The organism is Geobacillus subterraneus, from assembly GCF_001618685.1.
GTDB classification, from domain to species: domain Bacteria; phylum Bacillota; class Bacilli; order Bacillales; family Anoxybacillaceae; genus Geobacillus; species Geobacillus subterraneus.
The window spans coordinates 2,638,598-2,659,596 of the sequence record NZ_CP014342.1 but is presented as its reverse complement, the minus strand read 5'-3'; the positions used below and the strand labels follow the sequence as shown (position 1 = coordinate 2,659,596).

The 20,999-nt window shown below is 54.2% G+C and carries 23 protein-coding genes and 1 riboswitch; of the genes, 14 read left to right on the top strand and 9 right to left on the bottom strand.

Annotated features, from left to right (window positions below):
* Nucleotides 1–51 precede the first annotated feature (51 nt).
* Both GS3922_RS12930 and GS3922_RS12925 read left to right on the top strand, forming a co-directional pair.
* Nucleotides 52–588, top strand: a complete 537-nt coding sequence (locus GS3922_RS12930) for a YfiT family bacillithiol transferase (protein WP_063166683.1) — start codon at nt 52–54, stop codon at nt 586–588.
* 140 nt (nt 589–728) lie between these two features.
* Nucleotides 729–1,934 carry an MFS transporter gene (locus tag GS3922_RS12925; protein ID WP_063166682.1) on the top strand — a complete coding sequence of 402 codons (1,206 nt, stop codon included), beginning with the start codon at nt 729–731 and terminating at the stop codon, nt 1,932–1,934.
* A gap of 23 nt (nt 1,935–1,957) precedes the next feature.
* Here the strand turns inward: GS3922_RS12925 and GS3922_RS12920 are convergent, their stop codons facing one another.
* Nucleotides 1,958–3,142, bottom strand: coding sequence for a class I SAM-dependent rRNA methyltransferase (locus GS3922_RS12920; protein WP_063166681.1), 1,185 nt, complete (start codon nt 3,140–3,142; stop codon nt 1,958–1,960).
* A 147-nt stretch (nt 3,143–3,289) separates the two neighbouring features.
* A riboswitch (TPP riboswitch) is annotated at nt 3,290–3,397 on the top strand.
* A gap of 108 nt (nt 3,398–3,505) precedes the next feature.
* On the opposite strand from GS3922_RS12920, the gene tenA reads away from it, so the two are divergent.
* From tenA to GS3922_RS12870, 10 genes are all read left to right on the top strand, one after another.
* Complete coding sequence (gene tenA / locus GS3922_RS12915) at nt 3,506–4,189, top strand: thiaminase II (protein ID WP_063166680.1); 684 nt, start codon at nt 3,506–3,508, stop codon at nt 4,187–4,189.
* A gap of 33 nt (nt 4,190–4,222) precedes the next feature.
* On the top strand, nt 4,223–4,813 hold the full coding sequence (locus GS3922_RS12910; protein WP_063166679.1) for an ECF transporter S component: 591 nt from the start codon (nt 4,223–4,225) through the stop codon (nt 4,811–4,813).
* A gap of 15 nt (nt 4,814–4,828) precedes the next feature.
* Nucleotides 4,829–6,283, top strand: a complete 1,455-nt coding sequence (locus tag GS3922_RS12905; protein ID WP_063167414.1) for an ABC transporter ATP-binding protein — start codon at nt 4,829–4,831, stop codon at nt 6,281–6,283.
* Nucleotides 6,280–7,062 carry an energy-coupling factor transporter transmembrane component T family protein gene (locus tag GS3922_RS12900; RefSeq protein WP_063166678.1) on the top strand — a complete coding sequence of 261 codons (783 nt, stop codon included), beginning with the start codon at nt 6,280–6,282 and terminating at the stop codon, nt 7,060–7,062. The genes GS3922_RS12905 and GS3922_RS12900 overlap by 4 nt, the downstream gene beginning before the upstream one ends.
* 16 nt (nt 7,063–7,078) lie before the next feature.
* Nucleotides 7,079–7,690 carry a thiazole tautomerase TenI gene (gene tenI / locus GS3922_RS12895; protein ID WP_063166677.1) on the top strand — a complete coding sequence of 204 codons (612 nt, stop codon included), beginning with the start codon at nt 7,079–7,081 and terminating at the stop codon, nt 7,688–7,690.
* Nucleotides 7,687–8,826 carry a glycine oxidase ThiO gene (thiO, locus tag GS3922_RS12890; protein WP_063166676.1) on the top strand — a complete coding sequence of 380 codons (1,140 nt, stop codon included), beginning with the start codon at nt 7,687–7,689 and terminating at the stop codon, nt 8,824–8,826. The genes tenI and thiO overlap by 4 nt, the downstream gene beginning before the upstream one ends.
* Nucleotides 8,823–9,026 (top strand): sulfur carrier protein ThiS, encoded by a 204-nt coding sequence (gene thiS, locus GS3922_RS12885; protein ID WP_063166675.1) that lies wholly within the window; start codon nt 8,823–8,825, stop codon nt 9,024–9,026. The genes thiO and thiS overlap by 4 nt, the downstream gene beginning before the upstream one ends.
* 1 nt (nt 9,027) lies before the next feature.
* The gene (locus tag GS3922_RS12880; protein WP_063166674.1) at nt 9,028–9,795 is read left to right on the top strand and encodes a thiazole synthase; all 768 of its coding nucleotides are present in this window, start codon (nt 9,028–9,030) and stop codon (nt 9,793–9,795) included.
* A complete protein-coding gene (locus GS3922_RS12875; RefSeq protein ID WP_063166673.1) occupies nt 9,792–10,817 on the top strand; it encodes a thiazole biosynthesis adenylyltransferase ThiF in 1,026 nt (341 codons plus the stop codon). The genes GS3922_RS12880 and GS3922_RS12875 overlap by 4 nt, the downstream gene beginning before the upstream one ends.
* Nucleotides 10,818–11,263: 446 nt before the next feature.
* Nucleotides 11,264–12,535: a hemolysin family protein gene (locus tag GS3922_RS12870; RefSeq protein ID WP_063166672.1), complete on the top strand. Its 1,272-nt coding sequence runs from the start codon at nt 11,264–11,266 to the stop codon at nt 12,533–12,535.
* A 72-nt stretch (nt 12,536–12,607) separates the two neighbouring features.
* On the opposite strand, the gene GS3922_RS12865 is transcribed toward GS3922_RS12870, so the two are convergent.
* On the bottom strand, nt 12,608–12,820 hold the full coding sequence (locus tag GS3922_RS12865) for an alpha/beta-type small acid-soluble spore protein (RefSeq protein ID WP_008881613.1): 213 nt from the start codon (nt 12,818–12,820) through the stop codon (nt 12,608–12,610).
* Between the two features lie 287 nt (nt 12,821–13,107).
* Here GS3922_RS12865 and GS3922_RS12860 point away from each other — a divergent pair, with 287 nt between their 5' ends.
* Nucleotides 13,108–13,350 carry a hypothetical protein gene (locus GS3922_RS12860; RefSeq protein WP_063166671.1) on the top strand — a complete coding sequence of 81 codons (243 nt, stop codon included), beginning with the start codon at nt 13,108–13,110 and terminating at the stop codon, nt 13,348–13,350.
* 53 nt (nt 13,351–13,403) lie between these two features.
* Here GS3922_RS12860 and GS3922_RS12855 read toward each other — a convergent pair whose 3' ends face one another.
* The 3 genes from GS3922_RS12855 to GS3922_RS12845 all read right to left on the bottom strand — a co-directional run bounded on the left by GS3922_RS12855 (nt 13,404) and on the right by GS3922_RS12845 (nt 15,809).
* A complete protein-coding gene (locus GS3922_RS12855; protein ID WP_063166670.1) occupies nt 13,404–14,516 on the bottom strand; it encodes an ABC transporter ATP-binding protein in 1,113 nt (370 codons plus the stop codon).
* A gap of 135 nt (nt 14,517–14,651) precedes the next feature.
* On the bottom strand, nt 14,652–15,539 hold the full coding sequence (locus GS3922_RS12850) for a PucR family transcriptional regulator (protein ID WP_063166669.1): 888 nt from the start codon (nt 15,537–15,539) through the stop codon (nt 14,652–14,654).
* An 81-nt stretch (nt 15,540–15,620) separates the two neighbouring features.
* A complete protein-coding gene (locus tag GS3922_RS12845) occupies nt 15,621–15,809 on the bottom strand; it encodes a hypothetical protein (protein ID WP_063166668.1) in 189 nt (62 codons plus the stop codon).
* 109 nt (nt 15,810–15,918) lie between these two features.
* Here GS3922_RS12845 and GS3922_RS12840 point away from each other — a divergent pair, with 109 nt between their 5' ends.
* A complete protein-coding gene (locus GS3922_RS12840) occupies nt 15,919–16,332 on the top strand; it encodes a hypothetical protein (protein ID WP_063166667.1) in 414 nt (137 codons plus the stop codon).
* On the opposite strand, the gene GS3922_RS12835 is transcribed toward GS3922_RS12840, so the two are convergent.
* From GS3922_RS12835 to GS3922_RS12820, 4 genes are read right to left on the bottom strand one after another with little or no spacing between them, the layout of a single operon-like run.
* Complete coding sequence (locus tag GS3922_RS12835; protein WP_063166666.1) at nt 16,283–17,449, bottom strand: YheC/YheD family endospore coat-associated protein; 1,167 nt, start codon at nt 17,447–17,449, stop codon at nt 16,283–16,285. The two genes, GS3922_RS12840 and GS3922_RS12835, sit on opposite strands and share 50 nt — an antisense overlap.
* Nucleotides 17,446–18,795, bottom strand: a complete 1,350-nt coding sequence (locus tag GS3922_RS12830) for a YheC/YheD family endospore coat-associated protein (RefSeq protein ID WP_063166665.1) — start codon at nt 18,793–18,795, stop codon at nt 17,446–17,448. The genes GS3922_RS12835 and GS3922_RS12830 overlap by 4 nt, the downstream gene beginning before the upstream one ends.
* The gene (locus tag GS3922_RS12825) at nt 18,792–19,859 is read right to left on the bottom strand and encodes a YheC/YheD family endospore coat-associated protein (RefSeq protein WP_063166664.1); all 1,068 of its coding nucleotides are present in this window, start codon (nt 19,857–19,859) and stop codon (nt 18,792–18,794) included. Before GS3922_RS12825 ends, GS3922_RS12830 begins: the two co-directional genes overlap by 4 nt.
* Before the next feature lie 6 nt (nt 19,860–19,865).
* Entirely contained in the window at nt 19,866–20,942 is a 1,077-nt protein-coding gene (locus GS3922_RS12820) for a YheC/YheD family endospore coat-associated protein (RefSeq protein ID WP_063166663.1), read from the bottom strand.
* Nucleotides 20,943–20,999 lie beyond the last annotated feature (57 nt).

Genomic DNA, 20,999 nt, shown 5'->3' with positions numbered 1-20,999 from the left:
AGTTCGCTCCCTTGCGTTGAATAAATAAAGGTGGAAGGGAGATGATCAACGATGTCAACGATCGATCCGATCCGTTACCCGATCGGAACGTTTCAAGCGCCGGCACAGTTTCGCACGGAGGAGGCACAAGGATGGATCGCCGCCGTCCGTGAGCTGCCAGGCGCATTGCGGGCTGCCGTCTCCGATTTGAACGATGAGCAGTTAAACACGCCATACCGTGACGGCGGCTGGACTGTGGCCCAAGTCGTCCACCATTTGGCTGACGCAAGCATGAACGCATTTTTGCGCACAAAATGGGGCTTGACAGAGGATACGCCGGTCATTAAGCCGTTTGAAGAAAGTGAATGGGCAAAAACGGCCGACGCCCGCTCGCTGCCGATCGAACCGTCGTTACGGCTGCTTGACGGACTGCACGCACGATGGGCAGCGCTGCTTGAGTCAATGACGGAAGCGGATTTCCACCGCCTTGTTCGCCCGGAAGGGGCGAAACAAACGATGCCGTTGTACGTATTGACGGCATTGTACACATGGCATGGGAAGCATCATACGGCGCAAATTACGGCATTGCGCGAACGGAAAGGATGGTAAAAAGCCGCCAATTCGGCGGCTTTTTACATTTACATAAAAAATATGGATGAAAAACATTTTGGTTAAACAGAAGCATACAGTTATGTTATACTGACAAATATTAAGGGACACGAAATACATATTTCATAAGGGGGATCGGCATGAATGCGCAACAAAAGCAAGTTGTTGCGGAACAAAAAGAAAAAATTTGGACGCACAATTTTGTTTTAATTTGCTTAGCTAACTTTTTCATCTTTCTCGGATTTCAAATGACGCTGCCGACATTGCCGCTGTTTGTCGAACATTTAGGCGGCAATGATCAGTTAATTGGCCTTGTTGTCGGAGTGTTTACGTTTTCGGCGCTCATCGTCCGGCCATTCGCTGGCCATGCGCTTGAGACGCGGGGGCGGCGGTTTGTGTTTTTGCTCGGTTTGGTGATTTTCGTCGTTTCGGTCGGCTCGTACAGCTTCATCTCGAGCATTTTTCTTCTCTTTTTGATGCGGGTCGTCCAAGGGATCGGCTGGGGGTTTTCGACAACGGCATCCGGCACGGTGGCGACAGACATCATCCCGGCGAACCGCCGCGGGGAAGGGATGGGGTATTACGGGCTGTCAGGGAACATCGCCCTTGCCTTTGGACCGTCGCTCGGACTCGTGTTGGCAGCCGCCATTCCGTACAGCCACTTATTTATGATTTGTGCGGCGCTCGGTGTGGCCTCCTTGTTGTTTGCCGCTGTGATTACATATAAAAAAGCGGAGGCGGGACATGGCCAGAGGGTGAACAAATGGGATCTTTACGAAAAGACGGCTTTGATTCCATCGGTGTTGCTCTTCTTTTTAACGGTGACGTTTGGCGGCATCGCCTCGTTTTTGCCCTTATATACAGCGCAAAAACAGATCGGAGGCTTGCAGCTTTACTTTTTGCTTTACGCGCTCGCTTTAATGGTCACGCGGGCGTTCGCTGGTCAGCTGTATGACCGGAAAGGTCATCGGGCTGTCTTTCTTCCCGGCGCTGGGCTCATTTTGCTGGCGATGCTTATGCTCGCCTGGCTGCCGGGGGAATGGGCGTTATTGGCTGCGGCAGTGCTGTACGGTTTTGGGTTTGGCATGGTGCAGCCAGGGCTGCAGGCATGGTCGGTGGAGCGGGCGCCTGTTCACCGGAAAGGGATGGCGAACGCGACGTTTTTCTCGTTTTTTGATTTAGGCGTCGGCATCGGAGCCATCGTCTTTGGGCAAATCAGCCATTGGTTCGGCTACCCGAGCATTTATCTAGCTGCCGCCGGTTCGGTGTTTGTTTCAATGCTCGTTTATTTGAGCGTGTTGCGCAAAGAACAGCCGCTTCGCCCGAGACAAGAAAGAAACGCTTAAGGCTTGCCCTTAAGCGTTTTTCTTTAACGCCGCGAATGCACTTCATAAATGGCGAATTTTAAATAGTCGCCTTCATCGGCAGCGAGCAACTTCGGATGGTCATAGCCGGCGCCGTTCCAGTACACTTGGCGAAGCACTTTTTTGGCGTCAAACGCTGCATCGGCGACCATCTCTTCGAACATGTGCGGACGGACATGGTACGAGCAGCTCGAAGTGACAAAAAAGCCGCCGTCCTTGACGAGCTTTAATCCGTTTAAGTTAATGTCTTTATAGCCGCGCAGCGCTTTCGGGACCGCATGGGCTGACTTGGCAAACGCCGGCGGGTCGATGATGACGACATCCCACTGCTTGCCGGCGCGCACCGATTCGCGCAAATAGTCAAAGGCGTTGGCGACGACAAAGTCGACGTTTGAAAAGCCGTTTAAGGCTGCGTTTCGTTTCGCCGTTTCAATCGCATGCTCGGAAATGTCGACGGCGGTGACGTGCTTTGCCCCATACAGACAAGCGTTTAACGTAAATGAACCGGTATGGGTGAAGCAGTCAAGCACCGTTGTTTCCGGACCGATGAGCGGGCGGAGGGCGGCGCGGTTTTGCCGTTGGTCGAAGAAAAAGCCGGTTTTTTGACCGCCTTCAATATCGACCATATATTTGACGCCGTTTTCCTCGATTTCGATTTCCGTTTCCGCTTCTCCGTACCAAAAGCCTTTTTCTTGTTCGAGCCCCTCAAGCTCCCGAACGTACACATCGTTGCGCAAGTAAATGGCTCTTGGCGCGAACACGTCAAGCAAACCGCGCAAAATCCAGTCTTTGCGCTTTTCCATCCCCAGCGCCAAAATTTGCACAGCGAGAACGTCCTCGTATTTATCGACGATAAGCCCCGGCAGAAAATCGGCCTCTCCATAGATGGCGCGGCAAGAGCGGACGCCGGGGATCATCCGTTCGCGGTATGCCCATGCCTGGCGGATGCGCTCGATAAAAAACCGCTCATCCAATTCGTCATCGGGGTTTTGCGTCAGCACGCGCACGATGATTTGCGAGGCCGGGTTGATGTACCCTTTCGCCAGCCAATAGCCTTGATGGTTATAGACGTCAACGAAGTCGCCCGGCGTGATGTCGCCCTCGATGCGGTCGACTTCGCTTTGGAAAATCCACGGATGACCTTGTTCAAGCCGTTTTTTTCGCTGCCGTTTTAAAATGACTTTTGCCATGTAGTTCCACTCCCATTCGATAGTGAGTCGTTGCGTTTTAATCATAGCGAATCGCGGTGGGCGACGCAACGCAGGACGGAAAAAAAGGTTGACAACCGCCGTTGCCGTGATATGATAAATGTAAACAGAACAATGGCATCATGACGGAACATCCACTAGGGGGGCCTTTAGAAAGGCTGAGATCAAAGTGTGCCTTTGAGACCCTTAGCACCTGATCTGGGTAATACCAGCGTAGGGAAGTGGAGAGGAGCTATGCATAGGCGACGATGGCTTTGCCTTGCGACATTGTAGGCTCACGCCGCTTTCTTTACGCTAGTCGGTAAAGGAAGCGGCGTTTTTATTTTGCAAAAAGGGGGAGGAAGAATGTCTTTTGCCAAGCGAGTGCGCGAAGCCGCCGACCCGATCTGGCAGGCGAGTTTTCGCCATTCGTTCGTTCAAGAGCTCGGCCAAGGAACGCTCGAGCGCGAAAAATTTCGCTATTATGTGATGCAAGATGCGTATTACTTGCGCCATTTCGCCCGCGTGCAGGCGATCGGGGCGGCAAAGGCGCCGGATTTGGCCTCGACCGCTCGGCTGGCGCATCATGCGCAAAGCACATGCGAGGCGGAGTTGTCGCTGCATGAAACGTTCGCCGAGCTGCTCAACATTACTGAAGAGGAGCGGGCAGCATTTGTTCCCGCACCGACGGCGTACGCCTATACTTCTCATATGTACCGTGCTGCGTATGAAGGGCACTTAGGGGACGTCATCGCTGCCATTTTGCCTTGCTATTGGCTGTACTATGAAATTGGCGAACGATTGAAAACGTGCCAACCGAATGACCCGATTTACGAAAAATGGATCGGTGCATACAGTTCTGATTGGTTCCGTTCGCTTGTTGAAGAGCAGATCGCCCGGCTTGATGTCATCGCTGCCGCTGTCACAGAAGAGGATCGGCGCCGGATGGAACAGCATTTTTTGATCAGCAGCGAATATGAGTATGAGTTTTGGGACATGGCGTACCGGCTCGAACGATGGCGGTCCGTCAGGCCGGCGGTGAACGAGTGACGTACGGTTCAATCATGGAAGGAGAGGCATGCGATGGAGAAGACAACCAAAGGATTGAAGTTGGCTGACATTTTGACGACGATTGTAATTGCGGTCGTGTTTGGCGTCATTTACAAAGTATGGGGGCCATTATATGAAGTGGTGAAAGTGTTCGGGTTTCATGCGGATCAATTGATTTACGGCATGTGGTTTATTGCTTCTTCGCTCGCCTATTTGCTCATCCGCAAGCCGGGGGTGGCGTTGCTTGCCGAAATGGCGGCTTCGTCCGGCGAGCTGATCATGGGGTCGCAATGGGGGCTTGAAGTGCTCATTTATGGATTCATTCAAGGGCTGTTTGCCGAGCTCGTGTTTGCGGCGTTCCGCTATCGGCGGTTTGACGTGCTCGTCGTATCGCTAAGCGCGGTCGGCGCGACGGTCGGTTCGCTCATCATGGACTTTTACAAAGGGTACATTGAGGCGTTGGCCCCTTGGAACATGGCGCTTTTTTTGCTGGCGCGCTTTGCCGGCGCCATCCTCATTGCCGGCGTGTTCGCTGTCTCGTTGGCCAAGGCGCTTGAGAAAACCGGGGTGACGCAAATGTGGCGTCCGGCTTCAAAGGAAGATTATGATGCGCTTAACCGGTGAGGCGGCGGGGAAATGATGGGACATGTGATTGCGATCGATCAACTGCGCCTCAAATTTCCCGGACATCATGAGCTGTTGTTTCGCGACTTCTCGCTGTCGATTGCCGCCGGGGAGAAAGTGCTCCTTCTCGGCCCGTCGGGATGCGGCAAATCGACGTTGCTGCAAGTGATGGCCGGCATCATTCCGAATTCGATCGATGTGCCGATGAAGGCGGAGCATCTCGAGCTGCCTAAACGGTGGGGCTACGTGTTTCAAGACCCGGATGCGCAATTTTGCATGCCGTACGCCGATGAGGAAATCGCGTTTGCTCTTGAAAATAGAGGTGTGCCGCGCGAGGAGATGCCTGCCCGCATCCGCGCGCTGTTGGATCAAGTCGGCTTGGCAATCGCGCCGCATACGGATATCCATACTCTCTCCGGCGGGATGAAACAGCGGCTGGCGCTCGCATCTGTACTCGCACTTGAGCCGGACGTCCTGTTTTTGGATGAGCCGACGGCGCTGCTTGATGAGGAAGGGACGAAGGCGGTGTGGCAAACGGTCAAGAAGGTGGGCCGCGATAAAACGGTCGTCATCGTCGAACATAAAATCGATCATGTCCTTGACTTTGTCGACCGGATTATCCTGCTCGGCCGCGATGGGCAAGTGATGGCTGACGGAAAGGCGGGGGGGATATTTTCTGAATATAAAGACGTCATGAGCACCGAAGGCATTTGGCATCCAGGCGTTTGGGAGGAATATGACCGGAGGGCGCAGCGGCGGAAGTGGTGGGAAGGAGAGGAACTCCTTTGCCTCCGCGATTTTCGCGGCTTTCGCAACCGGGAAGTGAAAATCAACGTCCCTGAAACGACGGTGCGCGCAGGCGAATGGATTGCCGTCACCGGGCGAAACGGCGCCGGCAAGAGCACGCTTTTGCATGCGCTCATGCAGCTTATCCGTACACAAGGAGACTATCAGCTGTTAGGGGAGGATGTCAAGCAGCGGCAGCCGTTGCACCGTTACATCGCTTTTGTGTTTCAAAATCCGGAGTTTCAGTTCGTCACGCATTCCGTACGCGATGAGCTCGCCTATTCGCTCCGGCTCGAGGGGCGTTCAACGGAGGAAACGGAAGAAACGGTCGCCCGTCTTTTGCGCGAATTTGACCTTGCCAAGCTGCAAGATATGCATCCGTACCAGCTGTCAGTCGGCCAAAAGCGGCGATTGAGCGTGGCTGCTTCAATCGTTGCCGGCCAGCGCCTCTTTTTGCTTGATGAACCGACATTTGGACAGGATGCGAAAAGCACGTTCGCTTTGCTCGAAATGCTTGAGTCGTACCGTGAACAAGGGGCAGCGATTGTGATGGTTACTCACGATGAACAAATCGTCCGCCGCTTTGCGACGAGGCGTTGGGTGATTGAAGACGGAGCGCTTGTTCGGGACGAGCGGTTAGACATCAGGCGGCTGGCGCTCGCCGAAGGGGGAGCGGGACGGTGAAATGGGAGATTCATCGCCGCGAGACATGGCTTTATGAGACGAACCCGAGCTTGAAATTGATCGTGCTCGTTGTTCTCTTTTTTGCCGTTTTGTTTATGCATAATCCGAACGTGCTCATCAATTTTTCTCTTGCCCTTTTTGTTTTGTTTTGCTTTGCGACCGGCTATCCTGCGAATGTGCTTGCCTGGCTGTTTTTGCCGTTCTTTCTCATCTTTGTTTCCACCGCCTCATCGATGATGATGTTTGGTGAGGGAACGACGACATGGTTTCGCTGGGGGCTCATCCATGTTACGGAAGAGAGCTTTTGGCGCGGCGTGCATCTTGGATTCCGCGCTTTGGCGCTCGGGCTGTTGGGATTGATTTTTTCTTTGACGACCCGGCCGGTGCACCTGTTTTATTCGCTTATGCAGCAGCTGAAGCTCAAGCCGAAATATGCGTACAGCTTTTTAGCGGCCGTCCGTTTGCTGCCGATGATGATGGAGGAGTTTCAAACCGTGCACTATGCTTTGAAGGTGCGCGGCGTCCCAAGCCGCGGCGGGCTTAGCAAGGTGAAGCGCTATGCCATCCCGCTTTTGTCGCAAAGCATCCGCCGCGCCCAGCGCATCGCGGTGGCGATGGAGGCGAAACAATTTTCCGGCAGCGGTCCGCGCACGTTTTACTATGAAATCGGGTTTAGCAAATACGATGTACTGTTTGTTGTTTTGTTTGCCATGTTGGCGTTTGCTTCTTATTATGTCGGCATTCATTATCCGTATCTTTCGATCAACGATGTACGGTAGAAAGAAAGGGATCGCGATGGGAATGCTTCATTTCGTTTCGACCGGTCGGCAGACGGCCGATGAGTTCGCTGCCATTTGTCAGCACATCCATCCGTACGCCGACGCCATTCATATTCGTGAAAAAGAGAAAACGGCGCGCGAGGTTGCCGCGTTTGTCACCGCGCTGCTTCGCGCCGGAGTGCCGCCAAAAAAAATCATCGTCAACGACCGGGTCGATGTTGCCGCTGTGTACGGCGTCCACGGCGTGCAACTCGCCTATCATAGCCTGCCGGTGCGCGCTGTCCGCCGTTCGTTCCCTAGTTTGGCAGTCGGCTGCTCGGTGCATGGATTGGCGGAGGCGAGGCAGGCGGAAGAAGATGGAGCCCACTTTTGTTTATTCGGCCATGTTTTTCCAAGCAGCAGCAAGCCCGGGTTGCCGCCGCGCGGCGTGGACTCGCTCAAAGAAATAGCCGCTGCTGTACATATTCCCGTCATTGCCATCGGCGGCATCCATGCCGGCAATGCCCGTCAAGCGCTCGAAGCAGGCGCGGCGGGAGTGGCGGTGTTGTCGGCTGTCTTTTTCGCAGCGGATCCGGTCGGCGAGGCGAAACGGCTTGCTGAATTGGTTAAAGGGGAGGGGATCATATGACGATACATCATTATGACGTCGCGATTGTCGGCGGCGGGGTGATCGGGGCGGCGGTTGCCTTCGAGCTTGCCAAGCGGCAGCACCGCGTCGCGATTTTGGAAAAAGGAACGATGAGCGCCGAGGCGTCGAGCGCGGCCGCTGGCATGCTCGGGGCGCAAGCAGAATTTTCCGCGCCAAGCCCGCTCGTTCCGTTCGCCTTAAAAAGCAGAGCCCTCATGCCGTCCTTGGTGGAAGAGTTGAAAGGGCGAACCGGGATTGACATCGGTCTTGTTGAAAACGGGATGATCAAAATAGCGGCAACGGACGAAGAGGTGGATGAGCTTCGCCGCCATTATGCATTTTGGCGTGCGACCGACCAGCCGGTGCGCTGGCTGACGAAGGAGGAAGCGCTTGAGATGGAGCCCCGCCTCGCAGCGGAAGCCATTGTTGGTGCCATGTATATTGAAGGGGACGGACAAGTGAGCGCCCCGGATTTGGCCAGCGCTCTCGCTCATGCTGCCGCATCAGCTGGCGCTCGCTTATATGAGCATACGGAAGTAGTAAACATCCGTTCAGACGCCGGCGGGCATCTCATTGACACGACGGGTGGAACGTTTGCCGCTGGGGCGGTCGTCATCGCCACGGGCGCTTGGGCGTCGCGGCTTGGTGCACTGCTTGGGCTTTCTCTCTCCGTATACCCGGTCAAAGGGGAGTGCGTCATGGTGCGCACGTCGGTTCCGCTGCTAAAGGCGACCGTGTTTGCGAAAAACGGCTGCTACATCGTCCCGAAGCGGGGCAACCAGCTGCTGATTGGCGCGACATCCGCTCCGGGCACATACGACCGGCGCGTGTCCGCCGGCGGGGTGATGAGCCTGCTTCACCGCGCTGCCCGCCTGCTTCCGGACGTTCAACAGGCCGAATGGGTAAGGGCGTGGAGCGGCATCCGCCCGCAGACGAAAGACGGCTTGCCATACATCGGCGAACATCCGGAACGGCGCGGTTTGTTTGTCGCTGCCGGCCATTACCGAAACGGGATTTTGCTTAGCGCAATCACCGGGCGTCTAATGGCGGACTTAGTCGAGCGAAAAGAGCTGGGAGTTGATTTGTCGCCGTTTTCGTTGACGCGCCATACAGAAGAAAAGGTGGGGATTGAATGACGTTGATCATTAACGGGGAGACCGTTACGGTGCCCGATGAGATCAAAACGGTGAGCGATTTGCTTTCTCATTTCCGGCTTGACAATAAACTGGCCATTGTGGAAGTCAACGTCCGCATTATTCAAAAGCATGAGTATGGAATAACGGCGCTCGCGAACGGCGATCGCGTCGAAATCGTTCATTTTGTAGGAGGCGGTTGAGATGTTGAAAATCGGTCCATATGAATTTTCTTCGCGGCTGTTGCTTGGCACAGGCAAGTATCCAAATTTGGATGTACAAAAAAAGGCAGTAGAAGCATCAGGTGCAGAAATTTTGACGTTTGCCGTCCGGCGGATGAATATTTTCTCTCCGGAGCAGCCGAACTTTTTAGAACAGCTGGACTTAAGCAAATATAAGCTGCTGCCGAACACCGCCGGGGCGAAAACAGCCGAGGAGGCGGTGCGCATTGCTCGGTTGGCGAAAGCGTCCGGGTTATGTGATATGATTAAGGTAGAAGTGATCGGCTGCGACAAAACGCTGCTCCCGGACCCGGTTGAAACGTTAAAGGCAGCGGAAATGCTCCTTGAGGAAGGGTTTATTGTGTTGCCGTATACGTCCGATGATGTGGTGTTGGCGAGACGGCTGCAGGAGCTTGGCTGCCATGCGGTCATGCCGGGAGCATCGCCCATCGGGTCAGGACAAGGCATCGTGAATCCGCTCAATTTGCGCTTCATTATCGAGCAGGCGACCGTGCCGGTCATTGTCGATGCCGGCATCGGCGGTCCGGCGGATGCGGCGCTGGCGATGGAATTAGGAGCGGACGGGGTGCTATTGAACACGGCTGTTTCTGGCGCAGCTGATCCGGTGAAAATGGCAAAAGCGATGAAGTTGGCGATTGAAGCGGGCCGGCTTGGCTATGAAGCCGGGCGCATTCCGAAAAAACGATACGCGTCAGCGAGCAGCCCAATGGAAGGAATGAGTGTTGTTTGAACGAACGATATTCCCGACAGCAATTGTTTACCCCGATCGGTGAGGAAGGACAAAAGAAAATACGGGAAAAGCATGTTGTCTTAATCGGCGCCGGAGCGCTTGGCACGGGCAATGCCGAAGCGCTCGTGCGCGCCGGGGTCGGCAAATTGACGATCATTGACCGCGATTACGTCGAATGGAGCAATTTGCAGCGCCAGCAGCTGTATAGCGAAGCGGACGCGAAAGAGCGGCTGCCAAAGGCCATCGCTGCCAAGCGGCGACTCGAACGAGTTAACAGCGAGGTCAACATTGAGGCCATTGTTGGGGATGCCGGCGCACAAGAGCTGGAGATGCTTGTGGCCGAACAGCGCCCTCATTTATTGATTGACGCGACTGACAATTTTGACGCGCGCATGGTCATGAATGACGTCGCCTATAAATACGGCATTCCGTGGATTTACGGCGCTTGCGTCGGCAGCTACGGCTTAAGTTACGCCTTCATCCCCGGGCGCACCCCTTGTCTATACTGCCTGCTTGAAACGGTGCCGCAAGGGGGCTTGACGTGTGACACGGCCGGTATTATTAGCCCGGCTGTGCAAATGGTCGTCGGTTATCAAACGGCTGAAGCGCTGAAAATTTTAGTGGAAGACTGGGCAGCGCTGCGCGGCAAGCTCGTCTCGTTTGATCTTTGGACGAACGAATACGCGGCCATTCGCATTGATGCGGTGAAACGGGATGAGTGCCCGACGTGCGGCCATCATCCGTCCTATCCGTTCCTTTCTTATGAACAGCAGACTAAAACCGCCGTGTTGTGCGGGCGCGATTCCGTCCAAATCCGCCCGTCCGGCCGGCGTGAGTACGATTTAGACGAATTAGCAGCGCTGTTTCGCCGCCAAGGGCTTCAAGCCGAAGCCAACCCGTATCTCGTCTCCGTTTCCCTTGGCGACAAGCGGCTCGTTGTATTTGGGGACGGCCGTGCGCTCGTGCACGGCACGAAAGACGTGCACGAGGCGAAAACGATTTATTATCGTTATTTAGGGTAAAGCTAATGGCAATGAGGGGCGCCCCCTCGTTTTCAACTGTCACCAAACTGTCAAAAAGCGTTCTTTCTTTTCCCGCTTCTTCCGCCCGTCAATATGGTACGATGAGAACGGGAGGGGAAGATGAATGGATGAGTGGTCAATTACGCTGAACATTGCTTCATTGTTGGTGCTCGTGTATTTTATTGGATCTTGTTGGCTTGAATCCTAAAACGCGCCGGCGCGCTCCGGCGTGTTTTAATTTTGGGTTTATTTGGAAATACAACCTATCCATTGTAGCCAGTTGGCAAAAAATTTGTTATATTTAAAGTGAAGGACGGAAATCGACGACTCGTGGCATGTACAGCCGCTTCCGTCGGGTAAGGCAAACTTTGTATTCACAGGCATGTTTCGGCGAAAAAATGGATATGAATAACATAGTCATGTTCCTATAGGAGTGTGAAGATTCGTTGGAAGAGTGGCCGTTAAGGTTGTTCGGTTGGTTTTTTCTTTTCCTGCTCGTAAACGCATTGTTCGCTTCGGCCGAGGCGGCGTTTTCATCGGCAAGCAAAACCCGGTTAAAGCATTATGCGGGAGAGCGCCCACACAACAAGCGTCTGCAGGCGGTGATCGAACAGCTTGATCGCGCGTTGTTGACGCTCGCGATTGCCAACCGTCTGACGAGCATCACAGCGGTCGCGCTGTTTATTCATATCGCTGCTTCACTGCTTGGGGAACAGACGGGGTTATTTGTCTCGATTGCGGTGATGACGATCTTGTCCGTCGTCTTCGGTGAAATTTTGCCAAAATCGATGGCGAAAGAGCAGGCAGAACCGCTCGCGATTCGGTATGCCAGCCTCGCCTACGGGCTGATGAAACTAATGGCGCCCATAACGGCATTGTTCCATGCCATAAGGGAACGAATTGCCCGACGGTTCGCCAACGGGGCCGCCGCGCCGGCCGTCACGGAAGAGGATATTAAAGTGATGGTCGAACTGAGTGAAGAAGAAGGGGTTATTGACAACAAAGAAAAAGAACTGATCCAACGTTCGCTCGATTTTGATGAAATTTTAGTCGAAGAAATTTTCACGCCGCGCGCCGATATGGTGGCGGTTGAGGTGAATCAGCCGATTGAAGAGATCCGCGACGTGTTTTTGGAAGAACGGTACTCTCGCATTCCGGTGTATGAAGGGGATATTGACAATGTCATCGGCATTTTGTCGGAAAGCGACTTTTTCAGCGAACTTGTACAAAAGCACGATGTGCGCATCCGCGAGTTGTTGCGCCAGCCACTGTTTGTCGTTGAATCGATGAAAGTATCCGACCTGCTGCCGGAACTGCAAAAAAGCAAAGTGCATATGGCGATCGTCGTCGATGAGTTCGGCGGCACGGCCGGCTTGATTACGCTCGAGGATATTATCGAGCAGATCGTTGGGGAAATATGGGATGAGCATGATGAAGCAGTGAAAACGGTGCGCCAAATCGATGAGCATAGCTTTGAATTCAGCGCCGAACTGCCGCTTGACGAGTTTTGTGAAGTGATGAAGATCGATGTGCCGGAAAGCGAATCACATACGTTAGGCGGCTGGATTTTTGAAATGTTTGAGCGCATTCCGGCAGTCGGCGAAACGTTGCAGTACGGCCCACTGACGCTGACCGTCCGTCAAGTGGATAACCGACGCATTCGCAAAGTGCTCGTCTCCTTGAGCCAACCGCTCGCTGAGCAGGCAGGAGGCATGTGACGATGAGATGAAAGAGCCCCAGGCTGACCGCCTGGGGCTTTTGCCATCTATATGGAATTGTCTCTGAAAAGGTTATTGAACGTTGCCGAATTGGCCGCCGAGTTGTTGTTGGGCCATCGCTACAAGGCGTTTCGTAATTTCACCGCCGACCGAACCGTTCGCGCGGGAAGTCGTATCAGCGCCAAGGTTGACACCAAACTCTTGAGCGATCTCGAATTTCATTTGGTCGATGGCTTGTTGGGCACCAGCGACTAACAGTTGGTTATTGTTATTGTTGCGTGCCATAGTTGATCATCTCCTCTTGTAAATTTTGATGGCTGGGTTGGCTGGATTTGCACCAGCGCCGCACGCCGTAAGGCGCGCTGCCAAGCTTGGCTGAACCCAACGCCCACCCGCTTTTGCCTTCGCCAGCATAGTCGTTATGGCGGGTGGCCTATTTGGCTGGCGGTACTCATAGTTTGGGTCGTTTTTAGCCCGTTATTCATCGTGGGGATGTGGTAATTTTTAACGTTTTATCGCCGTCATCATTAGGGAATATGTAAAATAAGGAGCATCTTAGAGGAGGAAGCAGCATGAATGTGTGCCCGCTTTGCAACGGGCTGCGCCGGATGACGGTATACTGCAGCTACTGCCGGCAGCCGATGGAAGACCAAGGGAAAATTACTGACTATTTCGATGATTACAGTCCGTATATGGATGCAGACATCATGAAGTTTGTCGACGGTTACCCGCGCACCTATACGAACCATGAGTGCGTTCACTTGTTTTATTGCCCGCACTGCCGTGAAGAGGAAGTGCGCTTTATTAAAGAATAGGCTCTAGCACAACGCTAGAGCCTATTGCATCTATATCGAAACAAAAGGGGGGCTTACTTTTCGTCCGCCGCTCGAATGCGCCGCTCCGTTTCAATGTCAAAGAAGTGCGCTTTGTTCATATCCAAAGCGAGGTCAATGCGGTGGCCCGGTTTGATCTCGGTGCGGGCGTCAATGCGGGCGACGAACTCCTGGCCGTCGATGTTCGAGTAAATCATCGATTCGGCGCCAAGCAGCTCGGCGACTTCAACGTGCGCTGTAATTTTTGTCGCCGGCGATGCCTCCAAGAAGAGCGGCTCGTCGTGAATGTCCTCCGGACGGATGCCTAAAATGACTTCCTTGCCGATATACCCTTGGTCGCGCAATACTTTCATTTTTCCTTCCGGAATGCCGAACGATGTGCGGTCGACAACAAATTTGCCGTCTTGCAGCGTCCCTTTAATAAAGTTCATGGCCGGAGAACCGATAAAGCCGCCGACGAAAATGTTTTCCGGTCTTTCGTACACTTCGCGCGGCGTCCCGACTTGCTGGATGACGCCGTCTTTCATGACGACAAGGCGAGTCGCCATCGTCATCGCTTCCGTTTGGTCGTGGGTGACGTAAATCGTCGTTGTTTCCAGACGCTGGTGGAGCTTGGCAATCTCCGAACGCATTTGCACGCGCAGTTTCGCATCCAAGTTTGAAAGCGGTTCATCCATTAAAAATACTTTCGCATCGCGGACGATGGCGCGCCCTAATGCCACGCGCTGCCGCTGTCCGCCGGAGAGCGCCTTCGGTTTCCGGTCTAAGTATTGTTCGAGCCCGAGGATGCGGGCCGCCTCGCGGACGCGTTTCTCGATTTCCGCTTTTGGGAACTTGCGAAGCTTTAAGCCGAATGCCATGTTGTCATAAACGCTCATATGCGGGTAAAGGGCATAGTTTTGGAACACCATGGCAATATCGCGGTCTTTCGGCGGCACATCGTTCATCCGCTTGCCGTCGATATAGAGATCGCCTTTTGAAATTTCCTCAAGACCGGCGACCATCCGCAATGTCGTCGATTTGCCGCAGCCGGACGGACCGACAAAGACGATAAACTCCTTATCTTGAATATGTAAGTTGAAATCTTTGACGGCGGTGACATTGTTGTCGTAAATTTTGTAAATATGATCGAGAACGAGTTCTGCCATCGTGAATCCCCCCTGTTATTGAAATCGTTTTCTTGTAGTACTAGTGTATAGAAAAATACGAACATTGGTAAATGGACAAGATGCACAAAAAATGCCGCCCGTTTTCGGCGACATGACAAGACGGTGCATCGGGGATCAAGAGCGGCGGCGGTGCAAAATAGCTAAGTAGATCGCTGCCGCCCCTTTAAATCGCTTGATGTCGATACCGGTTTGCTCCGTCCATTTATCGATCCGGTATTGCAAACTGTTGCGGTGCATATACAGCTTTTTCGCCGCCATCGAGACGTTTAAATTGCATTGCAAAAACGTCTCCATTGCCCGGATTTCATCTTCATCAAACTCATCGAGAAACGATAAGAGTTGAGCAGTCTTCTCATCGATGCCAGCGCCAAGGAGGGGAAGTGGAATGACATCTTCCCACTCATACACCGTCTGCTTCGGCCAAAAGCGGCGGGCAGCGGCAAAACATTCTTTTTCGAGGAGAAACGATTCATATAGCCGATCGTCGACCGGACGGACCGGACCGATAAATAGATGGATTGCAGCGTAAAAATCGGCGGCGAGCGCGTCAGCCATCTCCGTCAGCAAGGGCAGTTCAGCCGTTCGTTTTTGCCTCGCTTCGATGATCAGGCCGCCCCTGTCTTTGTCCCAAACGATCGTGATCGGGGACTCAAACAAGCTGCGGATTGTTTCGGTAAACTCGGCTTTGTTCGCGATCGACCGGTTGGCAGTAAAGTGAATCAGCCGGCAGTACGGAGCAGCCAGCATAGCGGATGCCGCCGGGTCGCCGCTCGCCATCCAGCGCTTCCACGCCCGCTCCTCTTCGCTTTCCCGCTCCCGCCGGTGTTCGGCTGGGGTCAAAAACAGCGTCAACAATTGCCGTTCCCGCTTCGTTAACCGCTGTTTGGCGATGCCAATTTCATCGCCGTCAGCGGTATAAAACCATTCATATGCCTCTGGATATTCCGGCTGGCCGTTAATGACGATATCCCCTTCGTAAAGCGATTCGAGCTCCTTTAACATCGCGGCGCAACCCTTTCTGTCGTTTTTCATTCATTATAACAAAAAGCCGACTTCCCGGCGGAGGGAAAGTCGGCTCGTCGGTCACTCGCCTGCTTCATAAGGAGGTTCCTCTTTGACAAGATCGCGCGCTTCCTCGATATTGACCTCATCGCCGCGGCCGTGCACGGCGCCGCCGGCCATTCCTTCATTAATCATGCGGTCGATATCGAGATAATATTCGTCGCGCCCCTCGTATAAAGCGTCTTGGCGTCCGGCTTCTTTTCGTTCCATCGTTTTGCTCCTCCCTCATTGTTTTTCCTAGTTTGCGCCGAATAGGCATACGTTATCCGCTGCCGTCATATGGATAGAGAAGAAACAGACGAGGGAGGAGTGATCCGGTATGATCGTTCCCATAAAAAAACTGATCGGCATAACGACCGCGGCCGAGAAAAAGGCAAGACAGCTTGCCGAGCTCGAAACGGACGAGCCGACATGGGCCGGCTACTTAGATGAGGCTTGCCGGCAGCAGCGGCTCTGGCAATATGTGTACTATTTAGCGGCTGGCGTTGATGTGGAATGCGGTGAAGCAAGGGGGAAAAAAGAAGCGGATGCCAGCCGTTTTGATTTGCTGCAATCCCTTGCTGAAGCAGAATGGGAAAAGGCAAAGTTATGCCAGGATATTAGCAAACGATTGGACGGTGCGGCCAAACAGGCAGCTGACCAAGTGTTTCGCCGGGCTCTTCAGTACAGCGGTGAGTTTTTAGCTATGGCGCAAGATGAGCTAATTCGGCGAACAGTTGATGGAGCCGTTTAAGCCGCTCTGCTTCAATTGCCGATTCATCAAACACCATCGGTTTCGCATTGATCTCATAAATGTATAGCTGCCGCTCGCGGCCGACGCCGATGTCGGCGGAAAATTCGCCGACAAGGCCGAACTGCTCGCTAAGCCGTGCGCCGCTAAGCGCAATCAGCTGCTCGAGCGCCTGTTCGTCGATGCGTTCTTTGACTTCGGTGTAGGGCAACACCGTTCCGCCATGAAAGACATGGGTGGTCACCGACTGCGTTCCGGCGAGGCGGACACCGATGCCGGTAATGGTGTGGCAGCCGCGCTGCCAATGAGCAAGCACGCGCAAATCGTAACGGTGGCCGTTCCATGTATCGGTGTCAGCTGCTGCTTGGACAATGTAGCGGCAAGATCGGACAAGCGGCGCCAGCTCATCGAGCGATCCGAGCCGTGTTTGGCCGCGGGGGGATTCGCAGATGACCGCCGCTTCGGGCAAGGAGGTGAGACGGAGCAAACCGCTTCCCCTTGAGCCGTCATCTTGTTTTACATAGACGCAGCCGTACTGAGCAAGCCAAGCGCGCACATCGTCCACTGTGTCAATCGGCGCAGTCGGCAACAAATGCGGCCAAAGCCGACGGTCAGCCCGCAATGCGTCGTAAACGTCCGATTTGCGGAAAAAGGAACGGTTAACAAGCGGGATGCCATGGGCAGCAAGCCGGGCGGCCGCTGTTTGAAACGGCGTGTTTTGTTCTTCCTTGCGGCTTTTCACCCGATTGTAGACGACGTCTGGCAACGGAGTCGATGCCTCGACAAAACGCTCGAGCGACGGGACGAATACATAGCCGGAGACCGCTTTCTCGCCGATGCCGGCGGCGGCACTGACGATGGCGATGCCGCCGGCAGCATGGAGCGAGCGGATGACGGACTCAAGCCACCGCTTTCTCCCGTCAAGCAAAGCTGGAATAGATGAGGCGCTGATCAAAATGCCAACAAGCGGCCCGACCCGCCCGCCTTGCGCACGGACAGCAAAAGTGAGATCAGGAAGGGAAGCGGCGGAAGTGAGAGAGCCGCTGCCAAATCGGTAAAGCCCGCTCCCTTCCTCGCAAACCCACTCGCCAGTGTCGCGCCGGTAACCGATGGTGATCATGGCCAAAGCGCCTCTGGTTCGGTGAGGGCCGTTTTGCTTAGATGGACAGCGTAAGCAAGCGGCAGCAACGCCGTGCGCTCATCCGCTTCTTTCAGACCCGGATGCTTAAAAATCGAGCGTCCTGGTTTGGAGTTGGCTTCGAACATCCAAATTCTCCCTTGTTTATCCACACCGAGATCAAAGCCAATTTCACCGATCAATGTTTCCGACGTTTCGTCAAGGCAACGGCTAAGCGTGAGAGCGGCATGATGCAGGCGGGTTAGCACGGTTTCGCGTTGGACGGTGTCCGGAAAAATTTCTTCGAGCGTTTTGACGATTCCACCGCTGTTCATATGGGTGGTGATGCTTTGCCTCCCGGCGATTTTGGCGGCAATGGCGCTCACTTGCCATTGACCGTATTCGTTTTTATTGGTGTGGACGCGAAAATCCGTCGGCCGGCCATTGACGGTCATGAGCGGCACAGCTTGCTGGATGACATAGCGGTGAAGCGGCGCATTGGCGAGCAAGTGGTGCCATAATGCCATAGCGGTCGGAAACAGAGCGGTTTTCGTTTCCCCTTGTTCATCGCGAAAACGGCATTCGTAGACATTATTTTTTTTCGTTAAATGGTAGATGCCGCGGCCGAGGCTGCCGTCGGCCGGTTTTACGTATGCCTCTGTGTGGCGGGCAAGAAACTGTTCGACCGTCTGCCATGTGATATGGGCGGCTGTCGTCGGCAAGTATGGCTGCGCTTCGGGATGGGAGGCGAGCCGGCGGTAAATCTCCCATTTGTTGAAAAAATGGCCATTAAAGACCGGGATGCCATAGGCGGTTTGCAGCGTCTCAGTGATCGTTTGAAATGTTTCGTCATTTTCGATGCGCCGGTTCGGCAGGCGGTTGTAAATCACGGTCGGCAACGGCACGATATGACGCTCCCAGCCTCGTTCCGTATAAAAATAACCGTTGACCATGCCGTTTTCCCAGTCGATATGAGAAGTGCCGAACAAAAAGGCAAACCCGCCGACTTGCTTCTCTTGTGCCAGCAACTTGGCGAAAAAGAAGCTCCGGCTTCCAACTGGGCGATGGAGCGACTTGGTGAACCCGGCGGTCAAAATGCCGACGAGCGGGCCGAGGTGGACGGCCTCCGCCGTCAAAAAGACATGGATGTTAGCAGCAAACGGAATGGACAGGCGTCGGGCGATGTCGCTTGTTATGATCACGCAGTCAGTAAGTGCGGAAGAGGAAACGATTCGGCACGGGACAAGCAGGCTGCCAAACGCGGCTGCCGTTTGCCCGGATGTTTGCAACGAAGCCGGCAAGGTGACGGTGTTTTTCCCTTTGTCATCAATGAGTAACGTATAGGTCATCGGTGATTCACCTCGCTTGCTAGAAACAAACAGTAGCGGAGCGGTGCCTCATAGATGTCGTTTTGCTGCTCCGGCGGGAGAATACTGATTACTTTTCTTCCTGGTTTCGAATTTACATCCAAAATCCAGACCGCTCCGTTGTCAGTCACGCCAAGGTCTAAGCCGATCTCAAACAGCGGTCCGAATTCACTGTCGATATAAGTTGGCAGTGTGCGAATGATCGTTTCGATGCCGTCAAGCACCAGGATGCGCTTGGGAGAAGGCAAGTGGTCAAGCCAATCGGCGAACGGGCGAATATCGGCACCAGCGCGGACGTTGGCCACCCATGTTCCCGGGCGTCCGATCCGCACAGCCCGCACCTGTTCGATCCAACGGCCCGTTTCATCTTTTTGCAAGAAAAAGCGGAGATCAAACGGTTCGCGCGCCGGAGTGGACAGCGAAAGAAGCGGCTGCAGCGCATAGCCGTCGCGGCGATTCAAAGAGGTGATGAGCCGCTCGAGTTCTTTCCGGCGGGCGATGACCGTCCGTTCTTGGCCAAACCCGTCCTGGACGGACAGCGTTTTTCCTTGTTTTTGAATGATGTAAATGCCGCGTCCGCCGGAGCCGTGCACCGGTTTGGCGACGACGGCGTGTTCATGGCGGAGAAGTTCGAGCATGTCATCGGCGCGCTCGAGGCGGATGGTCGGCGGTACATACGCTGACAGAAGCGGGTGAGAGGAAAGCGATTCGTACACCTCCCACTTGCCCGGCAGGCCGTAGCCTAAAAAGACTACATCCGGCCGCTGCTTCAGCCAATGCATAATCGGTTTCGCTTTTTTCGAACGATCGTCATAGCCGTAAAAGCAACGGTCGTATAAAAACGGCGGAATAGCAAAGACGGCGTCGGTCCATTCGCTCGTTTCCGCCTGAAAGATCGAGCCGTGAACATATTCCGTCTGCGGGTCGATATTTAACGGTGAAAAACGGCAAACCGAAATGCCGTAGCGCCCGGCGCGTTTGGCCACCTCGGTGCAATACCCGCGCTCTTGCTGTTCGTCAAGGGTGACAAAACCGAGTGAAATCAATGTCGTTCACTCCTTTTCCTCTATCAGTGTCAAACAGTAGTCAATAATCGCTTTCGCCGACGGGCGAACGGTTTGTGAGGCAGCCGTCGTCTCTGTCTGTTTCGACGGCTTTGTATTCACCTCAATGATCCATGGCTGCCCATGAACATCGATGGCGAGATCGATGCCAAACTCCCCGTACAGCCCTTCCGCCTCGAACGCGAGCACAGTCGCTGCTTCAATTGCAATTTCTTTGAGAAGCTGTTTTTGGTGGAAGGCGTCCGACGCCGTATGCCATTTCCGCAATACCGCATTGATCGCCATCAGTTCCCCGCCGCGGGCGAGGTTGGCCACAAACTGATCGGGCGGCGCTACGCGGGCAACGGCTGAGGTGACGCGCCAATGATTGTTGCGGACGCGATGGCAAAGGAGCCGGAAATCGACCGGGCGGCCGTCAAGCGTGCGGAGCTCAAGCCCTTGTTGAACGATCATTGGCAGCTTCGTTCGTCGCCGTAAAGCGGAAGCTAATGTGTCTGTTGAGCTGTATATGGCTGCTGAAGCGGAAGTGGAATGGCGAAGGCGAATTCCGCCGTCTGAACGTTCAAGGCAGAAGATCCCCCGTCCTTGACTGCCGTGGATCGGTTTGAGAAAGACGGATGGGAAGGCGCCGAGAAATGACTCCAGCACATCCTCGCTGCTCCATAACGCCGTTTTGGGCAAATGCGGGTGCAAGTATTCGTGACGCTCGAACAGGCGGTATACTTCCCATTTATGCAAAAAACGGCGGTTGAACATCGCCCCGCCTTCCTCGGCAAGACGGATGAGCAATTCAGCGAACAAAGGAGAATGTTCCGATTGCCGCGAGTGAAGCCGGTTGTAGACCACGTCAGCCGGGGGCACGTCCCGTTTCGCCCACTCGCCGTCAATCCATTGATAGCCGGTGCGCTGCAAGTAAAGCGACGGCGATGTGACGTAAAAAAAGAGGCCGCGCTCTTTCCCGTATTGCGCCAATTCTTCGCAAAAACGATGAATGGACCTAAACGATGTTTGTTCACTTGTTTCCTTTATTTCCGTCAGCACGGCAACGGTTCGTTGTTTGCTCATCGCAGTCCCTCATTTGCGCATTCGTCAGGTAAGCTCTATAATGGAAAATTAGGCAAA

What these genes read in the sequence shown, in the direction of transcription:
- thiS (WP_063166675.1), top strand. Translation starts at nt 8,823, where the DNA reads ATGACGTTGATCATTAACGGGGAGACCGTTACGGTGCCCGATGAGATC.
- GS3922_RS12925 (WP_063166682.1), top strand. Translation starts at nt 729, where the DNA reads ATGAATGCGCAACAAAAGCAAGTTGTTGCGGAACAAAAAGAAAAAATT.
- GS3922_RS12860 (WP_063166671.1), top strand. Translation starts at nt 13,108, where the DNA reads ATGAATGTGTGCCCGCTTTGCAACGGGCTGCGCCGGATGACGGTATAC.
- GS3922_RS12920 (WP_063166681.1), bottom strand. Translation starts at nt 3,142, where the DNA reads ATGGCAAAAGTCATTTTAAAACGGCAGCGAAAAAAACGGCTTGAACAA.
- GS3922_RS12880 (WP_063166674.1), top strand. Translation starts at nt 9,028, where the DNA reads ATGTTGAAAATCGGTCCATATGAATTTTCTTCGCGGCTGTTGCTTGGC.
- thiO (WP_063166676.1), top strand. Translation starts at nt 7,687, where the DNA reads ATGACGATACATCATTATGACGTCGCGATTGTCGGCGGCGGGGTGATC.
- GS3922_RS12865 (WP_008881613.1), bottom strand. Translation starts at nt 12,820, where the DNA reads ATGGCACGCAACAATAACAATAACCAACTGTTAGTCGCTGGTGCCCAA.
- tenI (WP_063166677.1), top strand. Translation starts at nt 7,079, where the DNA reads ATGGGAATGCTTCATTTCGTTTCGACCGGTCGGCAGACGGCCGATGAG.
- GS3922_RS12820 (WP_063166663.1), bottom strand. Translation starts at nt 20,942, where the DNA reads ATGAGCAAACAACGAACCGTTGCCGTGCTGACGGAAATAAAGGAAACA.
- GS3922_RS12845 (WP_063166668.1), bottom strand. Translation starts at nt 15,809, where the DNA reads ATGGAACGAAAAGAAGCCGGACGCCAAGACGCTTTATACGAGGGGCGC.
- GS3922_RS12840 (WP_063166667.1), top strand. Translation starts at nt 15,919, where the DNA reads ATGATCGTTCCCATAAAAAAACTGATCGGCATAACGACCGCGGCCGAG.
- GS3922_RS12835 (WP_063166666.1), bottom strand. Translation starts at nt 17,449, where the DNA reads ATGATCACCATCGGTTACCGGCGCGACACTGGCGAGTGGGTTTGCGAG.
- GS3922_RS12905 (WP_063167414.1), top strand. Translation starts at nt 4,829, where the DNA reads ATGGGACATGTGATTGCGATCGATCAACTGCGCCTCAAATTTCCCGGA.
- GS3922_RS12830 (WP_063166665.1), bottom strand. Translation starts at nt 18,795, where the DNA reads ATGACCTATACGTTACTCATTGATGACAAAGGGAAAAACACCGTCACC.
- GS3922_RS12910 (WP_063166679.1), top strand. Translation starts at nt 4,223, where the DNA reads ATGGAGAAGACAACCAAAGGATTGAAGTTGGCTGACATTTTGACGACG.
- GS3922_RS12930 (WP_063166683.1), top strand. Translation starts at nt 52, where the DNA reads ATGTCAACGATCGATCCGATCCGTTACCCGATCGGAACGTTTCAAGCG.
- GS3922_RS12855 (WP_063166670.1), bottom strand. Translation starts at nt 14,516, where the DNA reads ATGGCAGAACTCGTTCTCGATCATATTTACAAAATTTACGACAACAAT.
- GS3922_RS12850 (WP_063166669.1), bottom strand. Translation starts at nt 15,539, where the DNA reads ATGTTAAAGGAGCTCGAATCGCTTTACGAAGGGGATATCGTCATTAAC.
- tenA (WP_063166680.1), top strand. Translation starts at nt 3,506, where the DNA reads ATGTCTTTTGCCAAGCGAGTGCGCGAAGCCGCCGACCCGATCTGGCAG.